The organism is Pedobacter antarcticus (assembly GCF_900103515.1).
Taxonomy (GTDB): Bacteria; Bacteroidota; Bacteroidia; order Sphingobacteriales; family Sphingobacteriaceae; genus Pedobacter; species Pedobacter antarcticus.
Window position 1 is genome coordinate 36668 of the sequence record NZ_FNGZ01000003.1, and the last position, 26391, is coordinate 63058.

Genomic DNA, 26391 nt, shown 5'->3' on the forward strand with positions numbered 1-26391 from the left:
TTAAACAAACTCCTTACAATATTGTTAAAATCTCAAAGGACAATCTTATGAGAACTATATGGAAAGGATCGATTGGATTTGGGCTGGTTAATATACCAGTTAAATTATACGCAGCTGTGCAGACCAGCCGTTTAGATCTGGATATGCTCGACGGTAAAGATCATTCCAGAATCAAGTATCAGCGGATTAATGAACACACCGGAAAAGAAGTACCATATAACAGAATTGTGAAAGGTTATATGCTCGACGAACAGTATGTAATACTAGATGAGCATGATTTTGAGGATGCAAGTCCGGAAAAGAATAAAATGATCAATCTGGAGAATTTTGTTGGTATAGATGAAATTAATCCAATTTATTATGAGACTTCTTATTATGCACTGCCTGAGAAACAAGGTAAGAAAGCATATTCCCTGTTGCTTAAAGCCCTGACGGGGGCAAAAAAGGCCGGTGTGGCCCGATTCGTATTACGCAGCACGGAAAACCTGTGTGTAATTCACCCGTTAGACGATGTATTGGTTATTACCAAGATCAGATTTGATGAAGAAATCCGGGCAACGTCAGAACTGGATATCCCGAAGCCTGATACTATTACTAAGAAAGAGCTCGATGTGGGCCTGGCGCTTATCAAGCAATATACATCCCCATTTAATATTGAAGGGTTTAAAGACGAGTACAATGGAGAACTGCTCAAAATTATTAAAGCAAAAGCCAAAGGGAAACGTGTGAAAATCAAAAAATTGAAAGTTACCGAAGAAAAGAGTGATGACCTTTATAGTCAGTTGATGCAGAGTTTGGGAAAAAAAGGAGCGTGATTACCTGTCTTTATCCAGAATAGCTTCAATCTTGTCTAATAAACTATCGATGTCGAAAGGCTTGGCAAGAAAATCATCAGGTTTTTCAGGGCCATGTTCTATATTTTCAACAGTATAACGCGCGGAAATCATCAGCACAGGAATTCTGCTGGTGTGCTCCTGGGAGCGGATCAGCGTAAGCAAGTCTCTGCCATCTACATCCGGTAGCATGATATCAAGAATGATAAGATGCGGCTTATGCAAATTTATATGCTGTAAAATATCTGCGCCTTTATTTAAACCGGTCACCTGATATGCCTCACTTTGCAGTATAAGTGTGATTACATCTAGAATCGCACGATTATCTTCAACAACAAGTATGTTTTTATTGACTGACGGGCCCATGATGCTATCTGTATTACACAAATATATCAAAAACAGATCATGTTTATGTAAATTCAGATTTGTATAAACAAAAAATGAACGTAAGCGTCAAATTACCTCTCTTAATTCAATTTTGGCTGATATGTATCAGTTTTAACCACCGCTTTTAGTTCCTGGAGTATCGTATACAGACCGAAGTTGGTGCGATTTACATAAATAAAGTGTTTTACTCCCCTGGCTTGCTTAAATTCGGGCATTTTTGCAATTTTTTCACCGTAAAGGTAGAGCTCCTCAAAAAACTCAGGTTGGCTGAAATCGAAAGTTTTGCTGGTATATGGCTTGGCAAAAAGCTGGATCATTTCCAGGTAGGCTTGATAATAAAAGTCAATCTGGCTGGGAGAATCACCCGGAAGAATCATTTCTAATTTACGGAAAGCCTGTATCGTTTTTTCGCGGTCATTAATTACATCTGTAGAAATTAAGGAGAAGAACGGCTGATAAAAATCTTCTGGCATCTCTTTAATACAACCGAAGTCGATGACGCCAAGTTTCTCATCTGGTGTGATCAGGAAGTTTCCCGGATGCGGATCCGCATGTACGGCTCTGAGCTCATGCTGCTGAAAATTATAAAAGTCCCATAGTGCCTGGCCGATTTTATTACGCAGCTGTTGGGAGGGGTTCGTTGCCAGGAATTCCCGGAGATGTTTGCCTTCAATCCAGTCCATGGTAATAATTCTCTTACCTGACAATTCGGGGTAGTAACTTGGAAAAACTACATTATCAAGCACTACGCAAGCATTGGTAATCTCTATGGACCTTCTTACCTCGAGTTCATAGTCTGTTTCTTCCAGTAGACGTTCTTCAACCTCAGCGATATAGATATTAAGTTCTTTTTCACTCATCCCCAGCAGACGGAACGCAAAAGGTTTGACCAGCTTGAGATCTGAAGAGATGCTGTCTCCAACACCAGGATACTGAATTTTAATCGCGAGTTTCTTTCCATTCAGTTCTGCCTCATGTACCTGTCCAATAGATGCGGCGTGGGTCGAACTGAGTTTAAATTTATCGTAAATCGCTTCCGGATTTTTACCGAAATTCTTTTTGAAAGTGCGTACGATCAGCGGCCCCGAAAGAGGTGGCGCATTATATTGAGACTGTGTGAATTTATCTATATAAGATTTCGGCAGGATATTTTTATCCATGCTCAGCATTTGTGCTATTTTTAAGGCGCTGCCTTTCAGTTCGCTCAGCGACTTGTAAATGTCCGTTGCGTTGTCCTCATTCAACTGTGCTCTGTCCAGATCCGGATTGAATAGTTTCTTAGAATAATGTTTGATATAATTTCCCCCTATCTGGAAGCCTGTCTTAACAAATTTTGCAGACCTTTCAACTTTGGTAACCGGGATACTTTCTTGCTCGTTCATGCAGGCTTATTTCAGATAGTAAAAGATTTTTTATTTCTGGAGAGGAATTTTCCATATTCCAGTAAATTATCCAGCGGAGAACGCTGTAAAAGATCAAAAGTTACGTTGATACCCTTTTCAATAGCTTCATCTGTTTTCTCAAAGTCTGTGCTTTCGTCGTTAACCCAGAAATTCAGAATAAAGCCGAACTGTATCCATAAAGCATCCTTATATCTTTTTGTGAGAAATTTGCGATCTGCTATTTCGCCATTTTCCAGACCTTCGGCAATCAGCTCATCGGCAAAGTTTTCAAAGATTGGTCTCACACCGGAGAGCACTTCCGGAGCACTAAGTCTTTTAGGTGATCTACCTAGCGAATAGATGATAAAACTTCTGTCTTTTTTTAACAATTCAGTATAGCTGTAGAAAAAAGATAACATTTTGTCCCTGGAAGAATATTCCGTCCATACTTCCTGGCCACGGATAGCAGATAAAGTCTCTACTGTTAATTCAACCCAGATTATTTTTTCAATACTGTCAAAAGACGCGAAGAAACTGTAGAAGTCTGCTTCGGATATTTTCAGCTTCTTAACAAAACTGTAGACAGATTTCGGTTGCCCATCATGTGTCAGCACATAATCGATGTAACCGTTTCTAATTTGTTGCGCAGTTGCCATAATTGTTTTATTAATGAACGAAATAAAGGCAGGATTAGTTTTGAATCCGCATTTAATTACCTGTGTTTCACCTGCAATTTCCTGAGATTTCGATAAAAAGCAGTCATATGAGCGCAATGTTACGTTCATGAGTTTTTATTTACCCCGTTTTACGTATTTTTGTTCAGCTTGAAAGCACATCGTCAACATATCAGTCAGCTACTGGCATTCCTTTTACTCTGCGTGTTTGCTATAGCGTTAACACCATGGAGTTCTCTGCACCATCATCAGGAGCAGCAGGAAAGTTGTGCGAAGCCGGGCGACTTTTGTCAGCACAAAGTGCATATCAGTAAGCAGCAGCATAATTGTCTGGTCTGTTCTGCCCATTTCGAAAAAGATTACAGTAAAACAAGTCAAACACCTGCTATCAGTATCGGCAGTAGTTATCTCCGCTATGCAGACCTTATCGCGCATGCCGGTTATACGGCCTTAATCAGTCAGTCACTTCGTGGCCCCCCTTTGTACAGCTAATTTGCCGGCGGATTTTCCGCTGTAATTCCGGGCGAAATGCGCGGACGAAGAATTGTACAATTGATCAGGCATAATCTGTTTGCTTCGGCGGAGCAGAGGAGCCAATTTAAGAAACTTTTATGAAGAAGATATTTCTGCTCATAGCGCTGCTATGTTCAGTTTTTGCTGCATTTCCTGTTTTAGCAGTAGATAATGCAGTGCTGCGAGGTAGGATCACTGATACCCAAAACCAGCCGTTACCAGGAGCAACAATTAGTATTCCGGATCTGCGTATTTCAGCTATTGCAGGAGCCGATGGAACATTTAAATTCAGTCAGGTTCCAACAAGAGGTGCAGCGCTGGTGCAGGTGAGTTATATCGGTTATCAGACCATTACCAGAACTATAAACTTTTCAAGTCCGGGTGATTTGGATTTTGTACTTAAAGCCAGCGTAATAGAAGGACGCGAGGTGGTTATTACCGGCACAGCATCTAGCTCAGATAACCGGAAGAACAGCACCTCTGTGACTACGGTAAGTAAAGATGATCTGCTTTACCGCCCTTCAACCAATCTGATGGATGCTCTGAGCAGGGTGCCAGGCGTATCTCAGGTTACAACCGGACCTGCTATTTCCAAACCGGTAATCCGAGGCTTGAGTTATAACCGTGTCGTTACGTTGAATAATGGCGTCAAACAACAAGGGCAACAGTGGGGGGATGAGCACGGAGTTGAGATTGACCAGTACAGTGCAGACCGGGTCGAGATTCTCAGAGGCCCTGCGAGTCTTATGTATGGCTCCGATGCATTAGGAGGTGTAATCAATATTTTGGACGGACTTCCTGCACCGGAAGGAACGCTGAGAGGTGAGTTTCTGACAAACTATGCGACAAATAACGGCATGACAGGTAATTCATTAATGTTACAGGGCAATGAGAACGGACTGGTTTATAAGGTACGAGGATCTTATAAGAATGCCTATGCCTACAAGACGCCAACTGAGTATGTGCCTAACTCGGGGTTCAATGAAACTAATTTTGGAGGTCAGATTGGTTTGAATAAAAAATGGGGATATGCACATTTAGATGCTTCAAGCTTCCGTACGCGTATCGGTTTTTATGATCCGGAAAGAAATGAAGATGGACAACTGATAAATGAAGATGGAGAACCTTTCACTAAGTCAGAGAACAAAGACAGGACATTAGCCTATCCGCAACAGGATATCAGGCACTATAAAATTGCTTTGAATAGTAATATTCTGTTAGGGGAGGGTAGTTTGAAAGCGACACTCGGTTACCAGCATAACCTGCGCCGTGAGCTGGAAGAACCAGGTGAAGATCCTGCGTTGTTCCTGAATAGCTATACTTACAGTTACGACCTAAAATATTCTTTTAAAAACTTTAATGGCTGGTCTCCGGTGGTTGGCGTTTCAGGCGAGTTTATTCACAGTTTAAATACAAGCGGAGAAGAGCAGCTTATTCCTGACTTTGATTCCAGGACATTTGGAGCATTTGCATTTATCAAAAAAACGTGGGATAAAAGCACCTTTAATGCCGGTGCGAGGATCGATTACAGGAAGATGACTGGGAAGGCATTTGAAGGAGAAGAATCGAGCTTTGGCGCCTTTAGCAATCAATTTAATAGAGTGTCAGGTGCATTAGGATACACCTACGAGTTTAATGATGCCCTGAGTTTTAAAGCGAATGCAGGATCGGCATTTCGGGCACCAAATATTGCTGAGTTAGCCAGTAATGGAGTTCATGAAGGTGCATTTCGTTATGAAATTGGGAATGCAGACCTGAAACCGGAACAGAGTTTTCAGTTTGATGCGTCCTTTGATTATCAAAATCAGTACGTGAGTGCCAGTTTAGGTGGTTTTGCGAATATCATAAACAATTATATTTATTACAGAGCAGACGGCGAGACTATTGAGGCTCAGGATAGAAAGTTCCCTGTCTTCCGTTTTGTTCAGGACGACGCATTCCTTCGCGGTGTAGAAGCTATGCTGACATTGCATCCGGTACATTATCTGCATTTTGAGAATAGTTTCTCCTATACACGTGCCACGAACCGTGCAACTAAAGAATCCCTGCCATTCATTCCGGCGGCTACTTTAAGAAATGAACTGCGTTTTGAACCAGAGGTTCGCGGAACAAAACATAGTTATATTTCAGTTGGAATAGATAACTTCTTTAAGCAGAATAAAGTTGACAGTTTTGAGCAATCCAGTTCCGGTTATACGTTGTTAAATGCTGCAGTGGGCACGACGCTTAAGTTGAGTAAAAAACAGGATATTACTTTGTATGTAGCTGGTAAGAACTTGCTGAATAAAGCTTATTATGATCACTTGAGCCGCTTTAAACCAGGGAGGTTAAGCGAAGAAGAGCCAACATTGGGAATCTATAACCAGGGTAGAAATGTAACTTTTGGAGTAACACTTCCATTCACTATTAAAAATTAATAATAACACGGCTGAGCCAGTTTCTGCTCAGCGTTTGCAAACAGGAGGCGCCTGGTTTTTCTATGGATAAATCAGGCGCCTCTTTGTATATAATGCCGGAAATCCAATTTCCGTTCAATGTAATTTTAATACACACACAGCGCCTTTATCTTTAATAAAACTTATTTTTACTATTTTAATAGTAACGATATTATACCTTATTACATGTTCCGAAGATCCGTATTTACATTTTTTATAAGTGCCATTTTATGCCTGTCCGCATCAGCTCAGCAACAGGATACACTATCTATTACTTTGGAGAACGTAACTTATCCGTATCCAGTGAAATTTCTTCCAATTCAGACCGAAGGCCAGGATCTTCGTATGGCTTATATGGACGTGCTGCCAACCGGTAAAGCCAATGGCAGAACTGTGATGCTTTTTCATGGGAAAAATTTCGGAGGATACTACTGGGCAGATGTGATAAAAGCATTAACCGGAAGAGGGTTCCGGGTGGTGGTTCCGGATCAGATTGGTTTTGGGAAATCATCAAAACCATTTATTCATTACAGCTTCCATCAGATGGCTGCCTGGAATAAATTATTACTGGACGGATTGGGGATACCGAAGGCAAATATTCTCGGACACTCTATGGGCGGCATGCTTGCTACCAGGTTTGCACTGATGTATCCACAGCAGACAGAGAAACTGTTATTGGAAAATCCGATCGGTCTGGAAGATTACCGTAGTTTTGTTCCTTATACCAGTACTTCCGACCAATATCAGAATGAGTTAAAAGCAACAGCAGAAAGCATCAAACAATATTATAAAAGTTCTTATTTCGTAGTCTGGAAACCGGAATATGATAAACTGGTGAGCGTAGCAGCTGGTGTAACCAACAGTGCCGATTTTCCAAGATATGCGAAAGTGGCGGCCATGACCTTTACTATGATCTATGAACAGCCTGTTGTATATGAATTCCAGCATGTGACCGTACCTACTATTTTATTTATAGGAAAAGAAGATCATACGGTTGTAGGCAAGAGCTTGTTAAGCCAGCAACAGCAGAATCAATATGGGCAGTATAAGGTTTTAGGCAAGCAAACTGCGGCAAAGATTCCCAATGCAAAATTAATTGAATTTGATGGGGCCGGACATATTCCACATCTGGAAGTGCCCACAGAGTTTTTAGTTGCCCTTTTGGGCGGATTGTAAAGCGCAAAAAAAAGCCCTTTCTACGAGATATCTCGTAGAAAGGGCTTTTTTGGTTTATAGATGAGATCAGGATTCCAAAATTTCAAGTTGGGCAATCTGCTGCTCTTGTGTAACAGGAAATGGCTGCTGATGTACCAGGGTTTGGTAGACAGCTTCGAAAAGGTTACCGTAATTTGAAGGCTTTGCAACTATAAATTCGGTATAACGTTCACCAGCGGAGTTAATAGTAGTCAGTTTAGCTTCTTTACCTTCTGGCTCTACTCCGAAACCAGGCGTTCCGGGCTTAATACCTTTCAGTAACTGTTCTTCCTGTATGTCGGCTCTCTCTTTAACCAGTGTTCCATTTGTTCCATGTGCTATAAACGAAGGCTGAATATCAACAACCAGCATACTGGAGTACACAAAAACATTTACGCTGTCCGGATAGGTAAGGTGGATACAGAAATAATCGTCAACTAAAGTGTCTTTGCGGTTTTTGCCGAGAATTTTATGGAAGGACAGGGGGATTCCAAATAAGCTGATAGCCTGATCAAGCACATGTGGACCCAAGTCGTATTGCAGCCCGCTCGCCGGAAATGGTTCTTCTTTAAAAGCTTTAACGCCGATTGCAGATTTATACCGGTCATAACGGATATGTACTTCAGACAATTTACCCAGTTTTCCGCTTTCAACGACTTCTTTAAAAGTGCTAAAGTCACTATCCCATCTTCTGTTCTGATAGACAAGTATGTGCAGATTTTTTTTTGCAGCCAGTTCAAACAGATATTTAGCTTCAGCTGAACTTGGGGTAAAGGGTTTTTCTACTAAAATATGCTTTCCGGCATTCAGAGCCTTTTCTGCATATTCATAATGCGTATTATTGGGTGTGTTAATGACAACCAGTTCAATCTCAGAATCATTTAACAGGTCTTCAACACTTGAATAACTGATAATTCCCGGATAATCTTTGTCTGCATTTTTAGCAGAACGCTCTGTTACAGCCCGCAGTTTGAATCCCGGGTGATTATCGAGAAAAGGACCATGAAATATTTTTCCTGACATGCCATAAGCAAGCAAACCGGTTGAGATTACTTTTTCCATAATTCAAAAGTAACTAATCCTGCAAATTCGTAGTAAATTATATTGTCATAAAAAGAGGCGTTAAAAAATTTACCTTTGTAGCATGAAACCCGCAGAAATAAATGAAAAATGGAAAATTCTACAGCAAAGAATTGCGAAAGAATTTGATTCAGATCTGCCGGATCTGAAGGTGATGTTATTCCTTATAGGAGTCCAGGAGCTCGGTAAAGGACCAGGTAAGTATAGCAAAAGACAAAAAGAAGAGTTGATGCATATTGCGACCTGCAGGCTGATGAGTGAGATGGGCTTTTATGAAATAGAGGGATTGGATCAGGATGGATGGCCACACTGGAAGTTGGTTAAAGATATTCCTTCATTTGCGATGATGGAGCAGGAATTACTCCTGAAGTCATTGGCTATACATTATTTTGAAGATATCTATACCACGGAATCGTAGCAGGCACACTCCGTATATATTCCTTTTCAGGAAATTAAGGCAATAAAAAAACCGGGAAAGTCCCGGTTTTTTCGTTTTTCATAGGTATAATAAATATTTGAAATTAGCCGCCAGCTTGTGATGCTGCTTCTTTTTTCAATTGCTCATTAGCAGTAATAACAACCTCTACACGACGGTTGGCAGCTCTTCCAGCGTCAGTAGAATTATCTGCGATAGGCTCAGAAAATCCTTTACCTACTGTAGTTAAACGGGAAGCCGGAACTCCCTGAGAAACAGCATATGCTTTAACGGCAGCAGCTCTTCTTTCAGAAAGACCCATATTGTAAGTTTCAGTACCTTTATTATCAGTATGGCCGATAATTCTGATTTCTGTGTTAGGGTACTCATTTAATGAACCCGCAAGAGATTTCACGTTGTCTTTTGCCTGTGCTTTTAAGTTCGCACTATCAAAGTCAAAAAGGATACCACTATCAAATTTAACGATAATACCTTCACCTTCACGTACCACTTCTGCATTCGGAATTGCATTCTGAATTTCGGCAGCCTGCTTATCCATACGCTTTCCGATAAATCCACCCGCTGTACCACCTACCGCACCACCGATAATGGCACCAACAGCTGTATTTCCAGCTTTCTTACCAATAATAGCTCCTAATACACCACCGGCAGCAGCGCCTATACCTGCACCTTTTTGTGTTTTGGTTAAGCTATCGCAGCTCTGAAATGCCATTGAACCAATAGCCAATGCCACGCTGAATGTTGCTATTTTAAATTTTGAAGTGATCATAATAATTTCTCTATGTTAATGCCGAGTGAGAATCAAAGGTAATGCCAAGAATTCAATCAGTAAAATCTTTGTTAGGAAACGGTAAGTATTAATGTTGTTGTAAACACTTGTGTGGTAAAGAGACATAAAAGAAAACCGGGTGACCAATAATCTGTACAATCAGGATATGTATAAGCTCACAGTGCAAAATAATTTTCCAATTCCCTTAATGTATGCTCATCTTTTTGCAGATCACGAATAATCCTGCCTTTTTCGAAAAGTATAATCCTGTCACAGACATCAGTAACGTGATTCAGATCGTGGCTGGAGATTAATAGCGTCAGGCCCGTGGCATTCAAAGATTTCAAATGTGCTTTTAACCTAATTTGCGTACTTGGATCGAGGTTAGCGAAAGGTTCATCCAGAATTAGTAGTTCCGGTTTTTGCATTAAGGCCGAACAGATACCTATTTTATTCTGGTTCCCCTTTGAAAAATCACGTATAAACTTCCCGGTATCCAGGATTTCGCCATTGAAAATTTCGGTATATTGCTGTAAGCTATCGGTAAGCTGTTTTTTGCTCATTCCCTGCAGGCTTGCTATGAAATCGAAATATTCTTCCGGGCTTAGATAACCGATTAAAAAACCTTCATCCAGATAGGAAGCTGTATAATTTTTCCATTCCTGGTCTTCAGCCACAGATTTCCCCTTTAATAATACCTGCCCTTGATCAGCCCGGATAAGGTCTAGGATCATACGGAATAACGTTGTTTTTCCCGCGCCGTTATTCCCGATTACACCGATTGTTTCTCCAGCATTGATCTGTAGGTCTTCTATCTGAATAACCGTTTTTCCGGTGTATGTTTTGCGAAGTTGCTGTATCTGAATCATTATGAATTTTGTCTAAAGCCCTCTGTAATCTTATATTTCCTATATTTAAATGCTCGTGTGAGAATGTTGATTACATGCCCCTGCAGCAGCAAAGCAACAAAGCCTAACCCTGCCAATATATATAGCGCAACATATGGCGTGGAAATCCAACTGAATAAATAATAAAGCCCGACAGGCATCATAATCAGTGGCAGCGCAAGTATTATTGTAGATGCACTCACGCCCTGCCAGTTCATACTTGCTCCTTTACCCAGTTCAATTTTCTTACTGTTAAAAGTAGCGAAATATAGAACCACGACATTCCCGATTCCTATATAATAAAGACAGGCTGTAAAGTGTAATAGCAGTATCTTCGGGTTCAGGAAACCATAAGGGCTGAGAATGAGTGTGAAGAGTACCGTCCAGGTGGTCATTAAAAGTAATTTTCCCCTGAAAAAATCTTTAAGGGTCATTTTACTTGTCATCAGACCATCGAATTCTTCCCCCTGCCAGCCAAACATAAACTGACCGTAAATCGTCGAGATATTCCCGACCATAAAAATTGCGGCGAAAAAAAGCAGTCCGAACTGGTTAGCGTCCAGCTCCTTTTGTTTATAGAATACAAATCCGTAAAAAATAAAGATCAAACTCTTGCTGACTGTAGCTCTAGGGCGTTTATTACGCAAGATTAATTTGATTTCCAGTGAAGCGAGTTTACCGGGTAAACCAAATGAAGCCGGAAAATTCAGACTGAAAAGGTTTACGCTTTTACGCTTGCCGGTTATTTCTTCAGTATATAAATGATGGCGCAGGTAATTGCCATTGATCCTAAAGATTAGCAGTACCGGAAGCATAAACAGAAAGGCGATCCACGGAGAGCTTAAAATTGAGCTGAAAATAAAGTCTGAGATACCCGATAAATGATAGATCCCAAGGTATTCCAATAGCGCAGCAACACCCGCGAGAAAGAAGCCAGAGATCATTAGCCACAAATGACCAGTTGCTATCCGTTTAAGATATAGTACGGTATAATTATTCCACAGAACCAGGCAAAGCAGGGCAAAAAGATACATGGCTGCTGTGAATGTATCTGAGATAAGTAAGATTTCCGATAAAATAAAAGGCGTGAAGATAAAAAATGGAATCAGGTTAAATACGCTGAATAGCGGGCGTAGCTGTAGAAAATCCAGTATTTTCTCCTTGGGAATTCTTAAATGCAGATAGGGAACTATTGCTAGCGCAGGCAACTCCTGGAGTTGAAAACGCATTAGAAAATCCAGTGCAAAATAATAAAGCAACAGACCGTTAAAGACTGCAAATACAGACTTATCCGGAAAAAATTCAATGATCAGCTTATCTAGGTTGAACCCTACCAGCAGCGCGGTTGCCATAATATAGAGAATCAGAAATCCCATGACGAGCTGTATACCCAGGTCGCGGCCTTTGCCTTTTGAACGCCAGAAACTCAGCCACTGATGTCTGATAAAGATGAACAGCATATCGTTCCGGTTAATAGTTATATTTATCTTTCCAGTTCTGTTTTAGTTTTTCTCTGAGTTTATCTTCGGCTGGATTATTTCCGGGGTCATAAAGTTTTGTTCCACTGATCTGTTCAGGCAGGTATTCCTGCGGACTGAAGTTCCCTTCATAACCATGTGCATATTTATAGTCTTTACCATAACCGATATTCTTCATTAATTTGGTAGGTGCATTACGGATATGAAGTGGTACCGGCAGATTCCCGGTTTGTTTAACCAGTTGCTGTGCCTTATTTATCGCTTCATATGCTGCATTACTTTTAACAGAAGATGCCATATAAGTTACGGCCTGTGAAAGGATAATTCTGGACTCTGGAAATCCAATCACATTAACGGCCTGAAAACAATTATTAGCAAGCAGGAGTGCATTGGGGTTAGCATTACCAATATCCTCTGAAGCGAGAATCAGCAGTCTGCGGGCAATAAATAAAGGATCTTCTCCTCCTTCTATCATCCTTGCAAGCCAATAAACTGCACCATTAGGATCACTCCCGCGGATACTTTTAATAAAGGCAGAAATAATGTCGTAATGCTGCTCACCAGCCTTGTCATATAAGGCTAGGTTTTGTTGTGCATGCTTCAGTACATTTTCATTATCAAGAGTAATTTTGTCACCCCCGATTCCGTTGACGGCTATTTCCAGTACATTCAACAACTTGCGGGCGTCGCCACCTGATAAACGGATTAAAGCTTCGTGTTCTTTGATTTTGATCTTTTTTTGCTTCAATACTTCATCCGCCAGGATTGCGGTATCGAGTAAACCACGAAGCTCTTCCTCATCCAGAGCCTGCAAAATATAGACCTGGCAACGGGACAGTAAGGCAGAAATGACTTCGAAAGAAGGGTTCTCCGTAGTGGCGCCAATTAAAGTTACGAGTCCTTTTTCAACTGCACCCAGCAGACTGTCTTGCTGCGATTTACTAAAGCGGTGAATCTCATCAATAAATAGGACAGGGACACCCATCAGACTATCTTTTAATCTGGCCGCCCGTTCTATGACATCCCTGATATCCTTTACTCCGGAATTAATAGCACTCAGGTTAAAAAAAGGTCTGTCCAGCGTTTGGGAAATAATATAAGCAAGTGTTGTTTTTCCGACACCCGGCGGGCCCCAAAAGATCATGGAGGGTAATTGTCCACTTTGGATAGCTTTTCTTAAAACAGCATCCGGACCAACCAAATGCTTTTGACCTACATATTCGTCCAGATTTTGCGGACGCATACGTTCTGCCAATGGAGGGAGGTTTTGCATAAATATAAAGTTAAAAAAAAACAGGAGCAATTAGATGCTCCTGTCTGTGTTTGATCGTTTTCTGCTGCGGAAAAGGTCTTGCTTTTATGCCTGACTTGCACTGCTTTCACCAGAGACAGTACCTTTTGTATTATTATCAGAGGCCGGTCCGGACTGGTTAGCCGCGGTACCTGCGGTCTTTGGTTTTTTATTCCAGACCTTGCGCTGAGGTTTTCTTTTGTCTCTTCCAGAGCGGTCTGACGTAGATTTGTTTTCACTTTCTGCAGGAACTTCGCCCAATTCTTCGGGTAATGGCATCCGCTCAATGGTTTTACCGATCAGCTTCTCAATGTTTGCGAACTTTCGTTTGTCCTTTTCATTAACCAGTGTAATGGCCGTTCCTGTCGTGGCAGCACGTGCTGTACGACCAATTCTGTGAATATAGTCCTCTGGATCATGTGGCACATCAAAGTTGATCACCAATGTAATACCTTCCACATCTATTCCTCTTGAGAGTACGTCAGTACCAATTAGTACCGGAACTCTTTTGTTCTTAAATTCAGATAAAATCGCCTCTCTTTCTTTCTGGTCGAGGTCAGAATGAAAAGCTTCAGCTTTGAAACCCAATCCACGGAATACCTTACCCAGATTCTTAACTTTTTCCTTAGTGGAAGCAAAAATCAGGATGCTCGGATAGTCTACATTTTTCATCAGACGGGTGAGTAACTTTACCTTTTGTAAATCATGTACAAGGTAAGCTTGCTGGCTGATCCCGGCTGCGGGTTTGGATATAGCAATACTCACCTGTTCAGGTTCATGGAGCAAACTGCCGGCAAGTTTTCTGATCTTAGGGGGCATAGTTGCCGAGAATAATACTGTTTGTCTTTTCTCGGGCAAGAAACTCACAATTCTCATGATGTCGTCGTAAAAACCCATATCAAGCATGCGGTCTGCCTCATCCAGGATCAGATGCTGGAGCTGGTCTAGTTTTAAAACGCCTGAAGAAAGATGGGATATTAGTCTGCCCGGCGTCGCGATAATAATGTCGACACCGTCACGCATACTGCGTTTTTGCTGTTCATAGGCGATTCCATCTCCACCGCCATAAACTGTAATTGAGCTGATGTTGGTAAAGTAAGAGAGGGCTTCTACCTGTAAATCAATCTGCTGAGCAAGTTCCCTTGTCGGCGCAAGAATTAAAGTATTATTATGACGGTTTTCCGTTTGGCTGATCATATTCATAACCGGCAACAGATAAGCCCCGGTTTTTCCGGTGCCCGTTTGTGCACAGGCAATGAGGTCTTTCTTTGCCAGTATTAAAGGAATAGCTTCCTGTTGTATCGGGGTTGCATTTCTGAAACCCATGGCTAATAACCCTTCGAGTAATTCCGGGTTAAAATTAAAATCTTTAAAATCCAATATATTGTCTTTATGCGTAATGATTCTGTAAAGTAATCTTTTTTTTTTACTTCTGTTAATCAGTATAGTTAATCTGTCACCCCTGTGCCTATTTCTGCTTATCGGCGTAGCCAAATACTTTCTGTAAAACAGGTGAGGTACGAGCTCCAAGATTATTGCGGACGTCAAGTTCTTCCCTGGCTACCTGGATAAACATCCCTTCAATTGCTTTCTCTGCTACATAGGCAGACAAATCTGTATCTACCTTTTTAACCAGTGGAAGCTGGTTATATTTACCTGCAGCGTCAGACCAGTATTTAGTTGCACCCATTTTATTCAAACTAGCGGTAACTACGGGACTAAATTTTTCCATCAGCTGTGAAGTTGTCACTCTTTTAAAATAGCTGGTTGCGGCGTCGTCACTTCCCAGCAATATCTGGCTTGCATCTTTTATTGTCATTTGTTTGATGGCAGAAACGAAAATTGGTTTAGCCTCTTTGGCTGCATCTTCTGCCGCATGATTTAAACTGGTAATGACATTATCTGCAAGTTTGCCCATTCCTAGCTGACGCAACGACTTTTCGACCTTTTGTGCCTCCGGTGGAAACAAAATTTTCACAGCCGGATTACTTAAGAATCCATCTTTTGCTGACAGTTGATCAGCACCTTTGGAGATGCCAATAGTTAGGGCTTCCTTTAAAGCTGAACTGATGTCAGTAGTAGTTGGATTGTTTGAAGATTTAGTCGATTTTAAGAGATTGCCGAGATTAATTTGTCCCATGGCAGTAATGCTGACAAAGCTTAGTATCAGAAAGAAAGAGCAGATGCTCCATTTATATGTATTCATAGTGTTGTGTTACAGACAAAAATAAGCAAAATTCCAGCCATTAATCTGATAATTAGCTGTCACAGCTATTTTATATGACCCGTTTGTGTATAAGAAACATGGCTTTCCCGGAAAAAATATTTATACTTGAAGAGAATTTTCCCCGAGAAACAACTTGAAATTTATTAAAAATACAGACGGAAAGAGAGATACGGCAGATGTAGAATTGATTGCCCGGTATAAATCAAGTGGCGATCTTGAGATCCTGGGTACACTATACAGTCGCTATATGCATTTGGTTTATGGTGTGTGTCTGAATTATTTCAAGGATGAAGAGGCAAGCAAGGATGCTGTTATGCAGATCTTCGAAGAGCTAATTCCCAAACTGAGGATACATGAAGTGCAGAATTTCAAAAGCTGGCTGCATGTTTTAACCAGGAATCACTGTCTGATGGCTATGCGTAAATCTTCCCGTTATCAGACTGTCTCTATTGAAGATCAGTTTGTGGAAAATGACACATTTGTGCATCTGGATATAAGTGATGTACAGGAACAGCAGTTTACTGTGATGGAAAAGTGTATGGAAACGTTATCGGAGGAGCAGCGCCAAAGTGTTGACCTTTTCTATTTGCAGGAAAAGTGCTATAAGGAAGTAGCGGAAATTACAGGATACGAAATGTTAAAGGTGAAGAGCTATATTCAGAATGGGAAAAGGAATTTGAAAATTTGTATAGAAAAAAACAGCGGTGAATAACGATTGGTTAGATATAGCAATACTGGAAGATTACCTGGATGGTAAGCTTGATGCCAAAAGTATGCATCAGGTGGAAAAACATGCGCTTGAGGACCCTTTTGTGGCACAGGCGCTAGCTGGTCTCGCCGAGCATCCTTCTCGTATGTCACAACAGGTTTCACTGTTGCAGAAACAACTTTATGAACGAACTGCGGTACAGCGTCAGCAAAAAAAATCCAGTGTTTTTACTTGGCAGCGTTTAAGTATAGGGGCAGCTGCTGCTGTCATGTTTATTACAGTGAGTGTAATCTTTCTAATGCGCGAAAGAGCCGGAAAAGAACAGCTTGCAGCAAATCCTAAGAAAGTTGAGGTCGATCTTGGTCCGGTAACCGGACCTGCCGGGCAAAGTCTGGTAAACCCGGGTGGAGATTCTGCGGAATTACCGCAGACTGAGCTGAGCGTAGCCGCTGTTCAGCCAAAACATAAACCGGTAACATCTGCCGGAAACACCGTAGACGCTTCTACAACAATGTCGGCACCAGTTGCTGCTGATGTACAAACTTTCGGCGCAAATGATATTTCAGACTCAGTAGCCGTAAGTACGGCCGCTGTAACTAGTAAGATGGCCTCTGCCCGCATTGCCACTGCAGTGCCTGCTGCTTCTGCGCCAGTAGATGGTTGGGCCGAACTTGACACTTACCTTAACGACCATAAATCGGTAAATACACCGGAAGGAATTGCGAAGATCGTTGAGCTTAGCTTTCAAATTAATGCTGCTGGTAAGCCCTTTAATTTTAAAGTACTGACAAGCGCAGGTAAGGCTCTGGATAGTGAAGCTATCAAGTTGCTTGCTGAGGGGCCGCTTTGGGAAAAACCAGCCACTCCCGAGACCAGAGTAAACTACACTGTTGCCTTTTAGCATAAAGCAATCTGTCATTAATCTGATCCTGCTCAGTTTATTTCAGCTGTTCGTTTTCTTTTAAATCATTTAACAGTGACTCAAGCTCAGATTTCACCTCGTCTATTTCAATAAGCTGCTTTTTATGTTTGTAATTCCTGCTCCATAATGTAATTCCTAAAAGATAGGAAGTTGTGATAGCCATTGCAGTGAAAGTGAACAGGAAACTGGCACCTTTAGTTATCTCAATAATGTAGATGGAAAAGGCAAACCATAATATCGTGTTATAAATCCATATATAGACTGTGAGTGTTTTACGTTGCCATTGGATTTTCTGCAACTGGTGCCGGATAAAATCAATACTCGATTCACCTCTGTTCTCTTTTTTGAATGCGTAGCTTCGCCAGCTTACGAATAAGAAAACTATCATTGAGCAGTAAATTGCCGCAATGCTTAATTCGAATGGCCATTCATATTTACTCCGAAAAGTAAAGTACACCCAGCCGATTACCATTAGTGCCATTAGAAATCCAGCGCTCATGCACATATTTGACCACAATACTTTACGTTGGTTCCGCTGCCATTTATCAGGCAGCGCGGAATTAAGTGCTTCTTGCTTAACAGATGTGCTGACAGGCTGGGAAAGCCAGTTCTTTTGTAAATCTTCGAAATTTGTCATGGCTTAATAGTCTCCATTAGATTAAGTAAACGACCTTTTATACGGTTAATTTTTACCCCTGTATTGCTCAAACTGCTACCGGTAATTTCTCCGATCTCTTTATAGCTTTTATTTTCCAGTACCAGTGAGATGATCAGCCGGTCCTGCGGAACTAGTTGACTAATACAGAAACGGAGTTTAATTAGCTGGGCTTCCTGTTCCTTTTTTTGCACCAGTGTATCCTGATAGGGGATTTGAAAACATTCTGGTAAAGGCAAATGCTGATGGCGTTTGTTTTTGATATTATAACTAATCGCAGTGTTTACTGCGATACGATATATCCAGGTACTGGCTTTTGCCTGTCCTTTGAAGTTCTTAAGTCCCTTCCAGGCCTGGTAGAGTATCTCCTGATACAAATCATCAGCATGAGAAATATCATACAGGTAAGCTCTGCAAATACGATATATGCTCGCATGATTTTCCCTGACCAGTTCGGAAAACAAATCTTGTTGTTGATTTAAAGTATTTTGCACAGCCAGATCCTATTTATTTATTCTTTGCTGTATTAGTCCGGGCAATATCGAATTTATTACAGTTGCTGCTGGATTATTTTCAATCATGGTAAACACGGTTTTGATGGGTTAACCCCAATTTGAATAAAACGATACCCGACCAATACAGGAGCCATACGACCATAAAAAAGAGGTCGTGTCATTGATAATCTTAAGAGCTGCCTGTCCTAACCAGAAAGACATAACTTATATATTTTTGATTCATGCCAGCTGCCGTTCAGCATAAACATACACTTGTATCATTGCTTAAAGCAAACAGCCAAAAGTTGAGATCTTACGTATTTCGAACGTAAGCATCTTTGGTTCCTTTATAACAGAGAAATTAGTTAGCTAGCTTTACGCTAAAAGGCTATTGAGGCGGTATTGATAGGGTGTTCAGTCGGTCATTGGGTATATCAACACCGACTGAACACCCTGTCAATACCGTATCAACACCATTTTAACCTTTAACAATATCCGAGTTGTCCTATATTGGAATTAGTTTACAGTAAAAAAGTAAATTACTGATTAGTGTTTACATTAATAAGTGGTCTAATACAACCAACCGTTTTTAGATCGATTGCCAAATGATACCCGACCAATACAGGAGCCATACGGTCATAAAAAAAGGGTATCCATAACTATGGACACCCCTAATCAGGAAAACCTGTTTATTTTTTAAAAGAATAAGTGAATCACAGAAAAGATTAAAGCTGCAAGAGTTGCAGATACAGGGATGGTTAATACCCATGCCCAAAGTAAACTGACCGTTACACCCCAACGTACTGCAGAAACACGTTTAAGCAAACCTACACCTACAATGGAACCAGTAATCGTATGGGTTGTAGATACAGGGATACCGAAATGCTCAGTGATACCCAGGGTTACAGCACCAGCAGTTTCAGCTGCTACACCCTCGAAGGCATTTACTTTAGTAATTTTGGAACCCATTGTTTTAACGATTTTCCAGCCACCACTCATTGTTCCGAGTGAGATTGCTGCATAACAAGTAATAGGAATCCATTCAGGCATTGCATCACCTGTTTTCAGTACGTTTCCGGCAACCATCGCGACATAGATGATACCCATTACTTTTTGAGCATCATTACCACCATGCGTGAAACTTAAAGCTGCCGATGAAACCAGCTGTAATTTCTTAAACCAGTATTCAGCGACAGATGGTCTTGCGTTCTTAGACAAATGCAACAGAATAATTGATATAATCACGGAGATTACCATACCAATAACTGGAGCAAGTACGATAAAGGCAACCACTTTCAGGATAGGGGCAAGATTAATAGCAGTCATAACACCTGCGCCCATTGACGCTGCTTTAGCCATACCAGCGCCGGCAAATCCACCAATTAGTGTATGAGATGAACTGGACGGTATACCATACCACCAGGTTAGCAGGTTCCAGAGAATTGCTGCGACCAGGCCCGAAAGAATCACCTCCAGGGTAATGAAGTTCTCCACTACGGTTTTGGCTATTGTATTTGCAACTTTATGGTCTGTAAAATAGAAATATGCAGCAAAGTTGAAAATAGCCGCCCAAAGTACGGCTTGAAACGGGCTCAGGACTTTTGTAGACACAACTGTGGCAATAGAGTTAGCCGCATCGTGAAAACCGTTGATATAATCAAAGGCAATAGCCAGGAAAATAACAACAATTAATAAGGTTGATACCATTTTTTAAATTTTTTAAGCGTTCTTAACCAAAATAGATTCCAGCACGTTAGCGGCATCCTCACATTTATCAGTAGCCATTTCCAGCGTTTGCAGGACTTCTTTTTGTTTAATCAGCTCAATTGCGTTGGTTTCGAATTCAAATAATCTTGCGATAGCCAGATTACACACATTGTCTGCCTGGTTTTCACCACTATTAATTCTAACGCAGGCGTCAGCAATTACACGGATGTTTTTAAAGCTTCTCAATTCTTTGATCGCTTTTTCCAGGTCGGTACACATTTCTACAAGCAATTCTGCCAGTTTAACCATGGCGTCACCAATGTTAGTGATCTGGTATAAATGGATATTACTTGCCGAAGCGTGGATATAATCTGCAATGTCATCTACTGCACTGGCAAGGGCATGGATGTCTTCCCTGTCAAAAGGAGTAATAAAATTCTTGCTGAGTTCCAGGAAGATTGAATGGGTGATATCATCACCCACGTGCTCTAAACGCTCGATTTCATCGATATGTTTTTTTCTCTCATCCAGATCTTTAGCGCTAACTGCAAGTAACAGTGCTTCAGAAATCTTTAATACATTACTTCCTGCCTGCTCAAACAGCGGTTGGAATTTCTTGTCTTTCGGGGTAAAGAACTTAAAAAGATTATTCATGCTAACTAATAAATATGCTACAAAAGTAGGATCGCAATGTTAAGTTAGTGTTAAGTGTTAACATAAAAACCATATTTTTTTAAAAACTACCCTCCTTTTTCTAAGGTGAATGCGAAGGTGGTACCAATTTGTAAAGTACTTCTTACAGAGATAATTTGCTCATGAGCCTCCAGAATATGTTTCACAATTGCCAGACCGAGTCCTGTGCCACCTACTTCTCTGGACCGGTGAGAGTCAATTCTATAAAATCTTTCGAACAATCGCGGCAGGTGTTTTTCATCGATTCCGATACCATCATCAGTAACTTCAATCAGAAACTGATCATGGAGTTCAAATATTTTAAGAGAGGTAGATCCATTTTCCTTGCTGTATTTCATTGAATTAGAAATCAAGTTAATAAGTACTTGACGGATCTTTTCCCGGTCAGCCCTGACAAAGGCAGGGTGCATATATTTATCCTTGAAGAATAGTTTGATACCACGTTTTTTTGCTTTGTCTTCCATTGATTCCATCACTTCCTTCGTCAACAAAACGATATCAAATTTTTCGTAATTAATTGGAATTTCGCCAGTCTCAAGTTTCGAAATAGAATCCAGATCATTGATCAGGTAACTCAGGCGTTCTACATTATTTTCTGCTTTCTGCAGGAACCTCACTGCAGTTTCCGGATCATCGATCAGGCAATCCTTTAGCGTCTCGATATAACCCTGTATTGCAAAAAGCGGAGTTTTAAATTCGTGAGAGACGTTAGATAGAAATTCCCGTCTGAACTGTTCTTGCTTTTTAAGCAGTTCAATCTCATTTTTTTTGGCTCCTGCCCATTCTTTCACTTCATGCTCCACATCATTAATCGGATCGGAACTCACATATTCTCCCAGGGCATCCTTCAGATCTTTACCGAGCTTGAGATTGTGTATGAGCTTGTAGATCAGCTTGATTTTAGAATAGATGAATTTTTCAAGCAGGTAATAAAATAAGATGAAACTGGTCGCAAAGGAGATCCCGAAGGAGACCAGCATAAAATACCAGCTCTGTTGAAAATGGAAATTTACAAGCCCGATCGACAGGCCTACCGCCAGTGCGGTGATTAAAACCAGGATACTTAATTTCATAGGACCAAATTAGCATTAAATTTGATCAAAGCTAAAGGAACCTGCATTACTAAATTATTGTTTTTCTGTGAGGTATTTCCAATAGCGTTTAGGCACGTGGCGGATATGCAGGGCGGTATTTTTTCGCGCCGGAATATTAGTGCTTTTAAAATAATCCTGCCACAGCAGAGTATACAAACTTTCTTGTGCCGACTGTTGTGTGGCAGGTAGTATCGAAGATCTCAGGCCCATTTTCAGGTCGAGCTGTATTTCCTGAACATCCTGTTTATTATAGAAGATCCCATACTTTCTTTTAAGGTCGTAAATTATCCACTGCTGATCGGCATAGCGGTTTTGAAAATGCCGCTGCAATAATGGGATAACATTGAAATCCGGGTCGATTCCGCAATAATAAATTCCGTCGGCTGTTTCCTGAAACCGTATAAACGCCTCCATGCGATGTTTTTCTCTTTCCACTTTCTTTGCAGTTTGGCTTAACAAAAGCACATTAGGATCTCCATAGTTGTATTGAATCGCGGCAGGGGTTGTAAAGAGATTACAGCAGAACTGGAAAAGGGCAATCCAGGTTTCTTCATTTTCGGCCAGACAGCAACAGTGGAGCCTTCGGATCCAGTCTTTGCTAAGTTTTTGTACCAAACCCTTCCAAACGCGGCTTGCTTTCTGACTGTCATTATGAATAAACATGACATCATAGAAGGCATCCGGCTGGTGTTTATCTTTGGTTTGCAGGCTGATTTTGCCAGGTTTTCGCTCAAACCATTCGAAGACCGCAGTGAGCAGACCTTCAGTAGTTCCGTCAAATAAGTATATCTGCATATTATTCCGGGGGAGCTAAAAAAGTTTAATCTGATTGAGGTCGTGTTTCAGGTACTTGCTCTGACTTTCTGCAAGGATAAAGGCTTTAATCTGAAAGCCCTGGTAGTCTCTCAATTGTATAGGGCTGTCTGCACACTGGATAAAGTGCCTTGCGCGATTGTAGGCCACGCCGATCTTTTTTAGCTGATCGATACGGAGCCGGCCAAATTGCCTGGCCTGAACGATCTTTTTAGCAGATCCCACGCCAATTCCCGGAACTCTCAGGATCATTTTATACGCAGCGGTATTAATGTCGACGGGGAAGTACTGCATGTTGCGGAGTGCCCAGCTTAATTTAGGATCTATATCAATATCCAGATGAGGATTACTGTCATTAAGAATTTCATTGACATGGAACCCGTAAAAGCGCATTAACCAGTCTGTTTGGTATAATCTGTTTTCACGAATGAGTGGCGGCTGTGTGCCAATTACCGGGAGACGCTGGTCATGAGAAATAGGGATATAACCGGAATAATAAACACGTTTGAGCGAGAAATCCTGGTAGAACCGATGGGCAGTCTGCATAATTTCTTTATCTGTCTCCGGTGTTGCTCCGATAACCATTTGTGTACTTTGACCTGCAGGAACAAATTTAGGGACATTGCGGATAAGCTTGCGTTCCTCCTTGAATTGTACAATCTGTTTCTGTACGTAGTCGAGGGGGGTAATAACTTCCTGATGTGTTTTTTCCGGCGCTAGCAATCTCAGGCCGGCCTCGGTTGGCATTTCCAGATTAATACTCATACGGTCTGCATAAAGGCCGGCTTCTTTGATGAGTTCCTCACTGGCACCTGGAATCGTTTTGAGGTGGATATATCCGTTAAACCGTTCTTCAAGCCGTAATTTTTTGACCACACGTAATAAACGTTCCATCGTGAAGTCTGCATTTTTGAAGATACCGGAGCTGAGAAAAAGGCCTTCTATATAATTTCTCCGGTAGAAATTCATCGTTAGAGAAACTACTTCCTCGACAGTAAAAGCTGCTCGCTGGATGTCATTGCTTTTTCTGGAAACACAGTAAGCACAATCAAAAATACAGTGATTGGTTAAAAGGATTTTGAGCAAAGAAACGCAACGTCCGTCCTCAGTATAAGTGTGGCAGATTCCTGAGGAATGGCTGTCGCCTAGACCTTTATTAGTGTTTTTTCTGGTTCCGCCGCTTGAGGAGCAGGAGACATCATATTTGGCTGCATCAGCCAGAATGTTTAATTTTTCCCGAATACGATCTGACATAAGACTAATTTGCTAACAAATATAGTATTATGTTACTAAATAAATTAGTTATTTATTTTTTACCTTCCCATTCAGCGTAAAACTGGTCAAGAAACTGCAGCATAAACTCGTGTCTTCCTTCAGCCATTTTTCTTCCTGTATCGGTTTGCATCAGGTTTTTCAGGCGCAAGAGCTTTTCGTAAAAATGATTGATGGTAGGGGCAACAGAGTTCTTATAAGTTTCTTTATTGAGATCTTGTTCGGGGGGGATAGCAGGATCGTAAAGTAGCCGGTTTTTATAACCGCCATAAGTGAAAGCACGGGCTATACCGATGGCTCCGATTGCATCCAGCCTGTCGGCATCCTGTACAACCGCCATTTCGTGGGAATAGTAAGTAGTTCCACCCAGACTTGCTTTATAGCTCATGTTTCTGATGATCTGTTTCACATCTTCCACAACACGCTCTTCGACCTGGATTTTTTGCATAAATTCTACAGCCAGCTGCGGGCCTATCTCTTCATTGCCGCCATGAAATTTACTGTCTGCTATATCGTGCAGCAGGGCAGCAAGCGATACTCTCAAGGATTCGGCATTTTCGACAGCATTGATATGAAGTGCATTGTGATAAACCCGTTGGATATGAAACCAGTCATGCCCGGCTTCTGCACCTTCGAGTGTCTTCTTTACGAAAGTGATTGTTTTTTCGATGATTGAACTGATACTGGTCTCCATAACACTAAAGATAAAACAAAAAAAACCGGATTATTGTTCCGGTTTTGGTGTTTTTGGCTGGGGCCTTTCATGCTCAGGTCTTTTTGTACCGTCGTACAGCTCGTACTCCAGCAGACGGCAATCCAGTTTCCCATTATAAAATTCGACTTTTCTGGAAGCTTTCAATCCTATTTTTTTGGCAAGATCAGGATTACCGGTAAAAATATAGCCGTTATATCCTTTGCACTCCTGTTTAAGGAAATCTCCTATCCTTTTATAAGTCAGTTCAAGTTGTGAATGTACGCCCAAACGTTCACCGTATTCCGGGTTAAAGACTACAACACCTTTACCCCCCTGCGGTACCTGTGTATCGGCGAAGTCACATACCTCGAAAGTGATCAGTGTATCTACTCCTGCGGTTTTTGCATTCTTCCTGCTGATATCAACTGCATCTTCGGAAAGATCGGTAGCCACAATCTGCAGGTCTGTATTTTTTATAACCTGATCTTTCAGAATCCGGCGTTCTGCAAAGAACACTTCTTCATCATATCCCAGAATGTGCATAAATCCATAATTCATACGGAACAAACCTGGTCTTCTGTTGGTCGCAATTAATGCAGCCTCAATAGCCAGAGTTCCCGAACCACACATCGGATTAATAAATGGTGTTTTGCCGTCCCAGCCTGTACCCATCACTACACTGGCTGCAAGTGCCTCCAGCATCGGTGCTTTTCCAGGGATTTTACGGTAACCATGTTTAGCCAGTGTTTCACCTGAAGTGTCCAGGAAAATATCGGCTTTATCATCTTTCCAGTAAAGGTGAACTACAGTTTTATTTGCATCCGATCCTGAATTGGGGCGCATACCCTTTTTTTCTTTGATTCGGTCTACAATTGCGTCTTTTACTTTCAGGTTGGTGAAAAGCGGTGTAGTTATGGTTGGGTTATCCACATTTGAGGTAACCGAGAAATAGCCCGAAAAATCAATCAGGTCTTCCCATGGCATATCGACTAATTCGCGGTAAAGTTCTTCCGGATTATTTACTTCAAAACTTTTCAGGGAATACAGGATCTGACTTGCGCAACGCAGGTTTAAATTCAGTTTAATGCACTCCGAAAGTGTGAGGTGAAGCTCTAGTCCGGTAGGGAACTCCCTGACAATTTCGTACCCGAGTTCAGTCACCTCAGTTGCGAGGTAGGCGGAAAGCCTTTTGTTACAGGTTATAATAACCTTACTTTTGTTGTGGAAAACTTGCATAATTTATTGTGCGAAGTTATCAATAATAATATAGAGATTTGAATTAGAAAGTAGAATAAAAGAGTATTTGTTATGGAATTAAAAGGAAAAGTGCACGAAATCGGTGCATTACAGCAGGTGAGTGAGACATTTAAAAAGCGTGACCTCATTATTGAGTACGCAGAAAACCCTACTTATCCTGAATATATCAGGTTCGAAGCTTTACAAGATAAAACTGCATTATTTGACAGCCTTAAAACCGGTGACGACGTGGAGGTTTCCTTCAATCTTCGTGGCCGTCCATGGACTGACAAAACAGGCAAAACCTCTTATTTTAACAGTTTAGTAGTATGGCGTATCAATGCATTGACTAACAGTGCAGCAGCGGCTTCTACTCCACAATATGCACCACCGGCAGACCTGAATAGCGCTCCAGGCGAGGAAGATGATCTGCCATTCTAAGACCTTTTTTAGGAAAACAAATTGTACCATGAGTGCCGGGAATTTATTCCCGGCATTTTTTTTGCCATTACCCCG

Annotated in this window: 27 protein-coding genes; 8 read left to right on the plus strand and 19 right to left on the minus strand. The window is 41.2% G+C overall.

Going from position 1 to position 26391, the window contains the following annotated elements:
* Positions 1–47 precede the first annotated feature (47 nt).
* Positions 48–815, plus strand: a complete 768-nt coding sequence (gene ku, locus BLR53_RS07280) for a non-homologous end joining protein Ku (protein WP_074588647.1) — start codon at positions 48–50, stop codon at positions 813–815.
* Here the strand turns inward: ku and BLR53_RS07285 are convergent, their stop codons facing one another.
* The 3 genes from BLR53_RS07285 to BLR53_RS07295 all read right to left on the minus strand — a co-directional run bounded on the left by BLR53_RS07285 (position 816) and on the right by BLR53_RS07295 (position 3387).
* Positions 816–1199, minus strand: a complete 384-nt coding sequence (locus tag BLR53_RS07285) for a response regulator transcription factor (RefSeq protein WP_074588650.1) — start codon at positions 1197–1199, stop codon at positions 816–818.
* A gap of 101 nt (positions 1200–1300) precedes the next feature.
* Entirely contained in the window at positions 1301–2602 is a 1302-nt protein-coding gene (locus tag BLR53_RS07290) for an ABC1 kinase family protein (protein WP_074588652.1), read from the minus strand.
* Between the two features lie 11 nt (positions 2603–2613).
* A complete protein-coding gene (locus BLR53_RS07295) occupies positions 2614–3387 on the minus strand; it encodes a TetR family transcriptional regulator C-terminal domain-containing protein (RefSeq protein WP_342342064.1) in 774 nt (257 codons plus the stop codon).
* A 39-nt stretch (positions 3388–3426) separates the two neighbouring features.
* Between BLR53_RS07295 and BLR53_RS07300 the strand changes: the two genes are divergently transcribed.
* The 3 genes from BLR53_RS07300 to BLR53_RS07310 all read left to right on the plus strand — a co-directional run bounded on the left by BLR53_RS07300 (position 3427) and on the right by BLR53_RS07310 (position 7400).
* Complete coding sequence (locus tag BLR53_RS07300) at positions 3427–3768, plus strand: hypothetical protein (RefSeq protein ID WP_074588654.1); 342 nt, start codon at positions 3427–3429, stop codon at positions 3766–3768.
* A 119-nt stretch (positions 3769–3887) separates the two neighbouring features.
* A complete protein-coding gene (locus BLR53_RS07305) occupies positions 3888–6206 on the plus strand; it encodes a TonB-dependent receptor (RefSeq protein ID WP_074588657.1) in 2319 nt (772 codons plus the stop codon).
* 204 nt (positions 6207–6410) lie between these two features.
* On the plus strand, positions 6411–7400 hold the full coding sequence (locus BLR53_RS07310; RefSeq protein WP_074588660.1) for an alpha/beta fold hydrolase: 990 nt from the start codon (positions 6411–6413) through the stop codon (positions 7398–7400).
* Positions 7401–7466: 66 nt separating this feature from the next.
* Here the strand turns inward: BLR53_RS07310 and BLR53_RS07315 are convergent, their stop codons facing one another.
* Complete coding sequence (locus BLR53_RS07315) at positions 7467–8480, minus strand: Gfo/Idh/MocA family oxidoreductase (RefSeq protein ID WP_074588662.1); 1014 nt, start codon at positions 8478–8480, stop codon at positions 7467–7469.
* Positions 8481–8562: 82 nt separating this feature from the next.
* Here BLR53_RS07315 and BLR53_RS07320 point away from each other — a divergent pair, with 82 nt between their 5' ends.
* A complete protein-coding gene (locus BLR53_RS07320; protein ID WP_037442265.1) occupies positions 8563–8916 on the plus strand; it encodes a hypothetical protein in 354 nt (117 codons plus the stop codon).
* Between the two features lie 103 nt (positions 8917–9019).
* Here the strand turns inward: BLR53_RS07320 and BLR53_RS07325 are convergent, their stop codons facing one another.
* The 6 genes from BLR53_RS07325 to BLR53_RS07350 all read right to left on the minus strand — a co-directional run bounded on the left by BLR53_RS07325 (position 9020) and on the right by BLR53_RS07350 (position 15565).
* A complete protein-coding gene (locus BLR53_RS07325) occupies positions 9020–9703 on the minus strand; it encodes a YiaD family glycine zipper/OmpA-like lipoprotein (RefSeq protein WP_143007851.1) in 684 nt (227 codons plus the stop codon).
* A 176-nt stretch (positions 9704–9879) separates the two neighbouring features.
* Entirely contained in the window at positions 9880–10572 is a 693-nt protein-coding gene (locus BLR53_RS07330; protein ID WP_074588667.1) for an ABC transporter ATP-binding protein, read from the minus strand.
* On the minus strand, positions 10572–12050 hold the full coding sequence (locus BLR53_RS07335; protein ID WP_074588671.1) for a DUF5687 family protein: 1479 nt from the start codon (positions 12048–12050) through the stop codon (positions 10572–10574). The genes BLR53_RS07330 and BLR53_RS07335 overlap by 1 nt, the downstream gene beginning before the upstream one ends.
* Before the next feature lie 10 nt (positions 12051–12060).
* Positions 12061–13341 (minus strand): replication-associated recombination protein A, encoded by a 1281-nt coding sequence (locus tag BLR53_RS07340; protein WP_074588673.1) that lies wholly within the window; start codon positions 13339–13341, stop codon positions 12061–12063.
* An 84-nt stretch (positions 13342–13425) separates the two neighbouring features.
* Positions 13426–14739, minus strand: coding sequence for a DEAD/DEAH box helicase (locus BLR53_RS07345; RefSeq protein ID WP_051760022.1), 1314 nt, complete (start codon positions 14737–14739; stop codon positions 13426–13428).
* An 88-nt stretch (positions 14740–14827) separates the two neighbouring features.
* On the minus strand, positions 14828–15565 hold the full coding sequence (locus tag BLR53_RS07350; RefSeq protein WP_074588678.1) for a DUF4197 domain-containing protein: 738 nt from the start codon (positions 15563–15565) through the stop codon (positions 14828–14830).
* 154 nt (positions 15566–15719) lie between these two features.
* On the opposite strand from BLR53_RS07350, the gene BLR53_RS07355 reads away from it, so the two are divergent.
* Positions 15720–16298 (plus strand): RNA polymerase sigma factor, encoded by a 579-nt coding sequence (locus tag BLR53_RS07355; RefSeq protein WP_074588682.1) that lies wholly within the window; start codon positions 15720–15722, stop codon positions 16296–16298.
* Positions 16291–17196, plus strand: a complete 906-nt coding sequence (locus BLR53_RS07360; protein ID WP_074588686.1) for a hypothetical protein — start codon at positions 16291–16293, stop codon at positions 17194–17196. Before BLR53_RS07355 ends, BLR53_RS07360 begins: the two co-directional genes overlap by 8 nt.
* A gap of 37 nt (positions 17197–17233) precedes the next feature.
* On the opposite strand, the gene BLR53_RS07365 is transcribed toward BLR53_RS07360, so the two are convergent.
* The 9 genes from BLR53_RS07365 to BLR53_RS07405 all read right to left on the minus strand — a co-directional run bounded on the left by BLR53_RS07365 (position 17234) and on the right by BLR53_RS07405 (position 25875).
* Positions 17234–17854 (minus strand): hypothetical protein, encoded by a 621-nt coding sequence (locus BLR53_RS07365; protein WP_074588691.1) that lies wholly within the window; start codon positions 17852–17854, stop codon positions 17234–17236.
* A complete protein-coding gene (locus BLR53_RS07370) occupies positions 17851–18366 on the minus strand; it encodes an RNA polymerase sigma factor (RefSeq protein ID WP_074588695.1) in 516 nt (171 codons plus the stop codon). The genes BLR53_RS07365 and BLR53_RS07370 overlap by 4 nt, the downstream gene beginning before the upstream one ends.
* A gap of 696 nt (positions 18367–19062) precedes the next feature.
* The gene (locus BLR53_RS07375) at positions 19063–20073 is read right to left on the minus strand and encodes an inorganic phosphate transporter (protein WP_037442283.1); all 1011 of its coding nucleotides are present in this window, start codon (positions 20071–20073) and stop codon (positions 19063–19065) included.
* Between the two features lie 12 nt (positions 20074–20085).
* Positions 20086–20727, minus strand: coding sequence for a DUF47 domain-containing protein (locus tag BLR53_RS07380; protein ID WP_037442285.1), 642 nt, complete (start codon positions 20725–20727; stop codon positions 20086–20088).
* 86 nt (positions 20728–20813) lie between these two features.
* Positions 20814–21839, minus strand: coding sequence for a sensor histidine kinase (locus tag BLR53_RS07385; RefSeq protein ID WP_037442287.1), 1026 nt, complete (start codon positions 21837–21839; stop codon positions 20814–20816).
* A 54-nt stretch (positions 21840–21893) separates the two neighbouring features.
* Entirely contained in the window at positions 21894–22655 is a 762-nt protein-coding gene (locus tag BLR53_RS07390) for a TIGR03915 family putative DNA repair protein (protein WP_074588699.1), read from the minus strand.
* A gap of 15 nt (positions 22656–22670) precedes the next feature.
* Positions 22671–23927 (minus strand): putative DNA modification/repair radical SAM protein, encoded by a 1257-nt coding sequence (locus tag BLR53_RS07395; protein ID WP_037442291.1) that lies wholly within the window; start codon positions 23925–23927, stop codon positions 22671–22673.
* A 52-nt stretch (positions 23928–23979) separates the two neighbouring features.
* Positions 23980–24639 (minus strand): HD domain-containing protein, encoded by a 660-nt coding sequence (locus BLR53_RS07400; protein ID WP_234797521.1) that lies wholly within the window; start codon positions 24637–24639, stop codon positions 23980–23982.
* 30 nt (positions 24640–24669) lie between these two features.
* Positions 24670–25875: a THUMP domain-containing class I SAM-dependent RNA methyltransferase gene (locus BLR53_RS07405; protein WP_074588702.1), complete on the minus strand. Its 1206-nt coding sequence runs from the start codon at positions 25873–25875 to the stop codon at positions 24670–24672.
* 72 nt (positions 25876–25947) lie between these two features.
* Between BLR53_RS07405 and BLR53_RS07410 the strand changes: the two genes are divergently transcribed.
* Positions 25948–26316 carry a DUF3127 domain-containing protein gene (locus BLR53_RS07410; RefSeq protein WP_037442292.1) on the plus strand — a complete coding sequence of 123 codons (369 nt, stop codon included), beginning with the start codon at positions 25948–25950 and terminating at the stop codon, positions 26314–26316.
* Positions 26317–26391: the final 75 nt, after the last annotated feature.

Coding starts and splice junctions, on each gene's coding strand:
- BLR53_RS07390 (WP_074588699.1), bottom strand. CDS start 22,655: ATGCAGATATACTTATTTGACGGAACTACTGAAGGTCTGCTCACTGCG.
- BLR53_RS07335 (WP_074588671.1), bottom strand. CDS start 12,050: ATGCTGTTCATCTTTATCAGACATCAGTGGCTGAGTTTCTGGCGTTCA.
- BLR53_RS07285 (WP_074588650.1), bottom strand. CDS start 1,199: ATGGGCCCGTCAGTCAATAAAAACATACTTGTTGTTGAAGATAATCGT.
- BLR53_RS07330 (WP_074588667.1), bottom strand. CDS start 10,572: ATGATTCAGATACAGCAACTTCGCAAAACATACACCGGAAAAACGGTT.
- BLR53_RS07400 (WP_234797521.1), bottom strand. CDS start 24,639: ATGGAGACCAGTATCAGTTCAATCATCGAAAAAACAATCACTTTCGTA.
- BLR53_RS07380 (WP_037442285.1), bottom strand. CDS start 20,727: ATGAATAATCTTTTTAAGTTCTTTACCCCGAAAGACAAGAAATTCCAA.
- BLR53_RS07350 (WP_074588678.1), bottom strand. CDS start 15,565: ATGAATACATATAAATGGAGCATCTGCTCTTTCTTTCTGATACTAAGC.
- BLR53_RS07315 (WP_074588662.1), bottom strand. CDS start 8,480: ATGGAAAAAGTAATCTCAACCGGTTTGCTTGCTTATGGCATGTCAGGA.
- ku (WP_074588647.1), top strand. CDS start 48: ATGAGAACTATATGGAAAGGATCGATTGGATTTGGGCTGGTTAATATA.
- BLR53_RS07395 (WP_037442291.1), bottom strand. CDS start 23,927: ATGTCAGATCGTATTCGGGAAAAATTAAACATTCTGGCTGATGCAGCC.
- BLR53_RS07290 (WP_074588652.1), bottom strand. CDS start 2,602: ATGAACGAGCAAGAAAGTATCCCGGTTACCAAAGTTGAAAGGTCTGCA.
- BLR53_RS07375 (WP_037442283.1), bottom strand. CDS start 20,073: ATGGTATCAACCTTATTAATTGTTGTTATTTTCCTGGCTATTGCCTTT.
- BLR53_RS07320 (WP_037442265.1), top strand. CDS start 8,563: ATGAAACCCGCAGAAATAAATGAAAAATGGAAAATTCTACAGCAAAGA.
- BLR53_RS07340 (WP_074588673.1), bottom strand. CDS start 13,341: ATGCAAAACCTCCCTCCATTGGCAGAACGTATGCGTCCGCAAAATCTG.
- BLR53_RS07295 (WP_342342064.1), bottom strand. CDS start 3,387: ATGAACGTAACATTGCGCTCATATGACTGCTTTTTATCGAAATCTCAG.
- BLR53_RS07325 (WP_143007851.1), bottom strand. CDS start 9,703: ATGATCACTTCAAAATTTAAAATAGCAACATTCAGCGTGGCATTGGCT.
- BLR53_RS07385 (WP_037442287.1), bottom strand. CDS start 21,839: ATGAAATTAAGTATCCTGGTTTTAATCACCGCACTGGCGGTAGGCCTG.
- BLR53_RS07410 (WP_037442292.1), top strand. CDS start 25,948: ATGGAATTAAAAGGAAAAGTGCACGAAATCGGTGCATTACAGCAGGTG.
- BLR53_RS07305 (WP_074588657.1), top strand. CDS start 3,888: ATGAAGAAGATATTTCTGCTCATAGCGCTGCTATGTTCAGTTTTTGCT.
- BLR53_RS07310 (WP_074588660.1), top strand. CDS start 6,411: ATGTTCCGAAGATCCGTATTTACATTTTTTATAAGTGCCATTTTATGC.
- BLR53_RS07405 (WP_074588702.1), bottom strand. CDS start 25,875: ATGCAAGTTTTCCACAACAAAAGTAAGGTTATTATAACCTGTAACAAA.
- BLR53_RS07365 (WP_074588691.1), bottom strand. CDS start 17,854: ATGACAAATTTCGAAGATTTACAAAAGAACTGGCTTTCCCAGCCTGTC.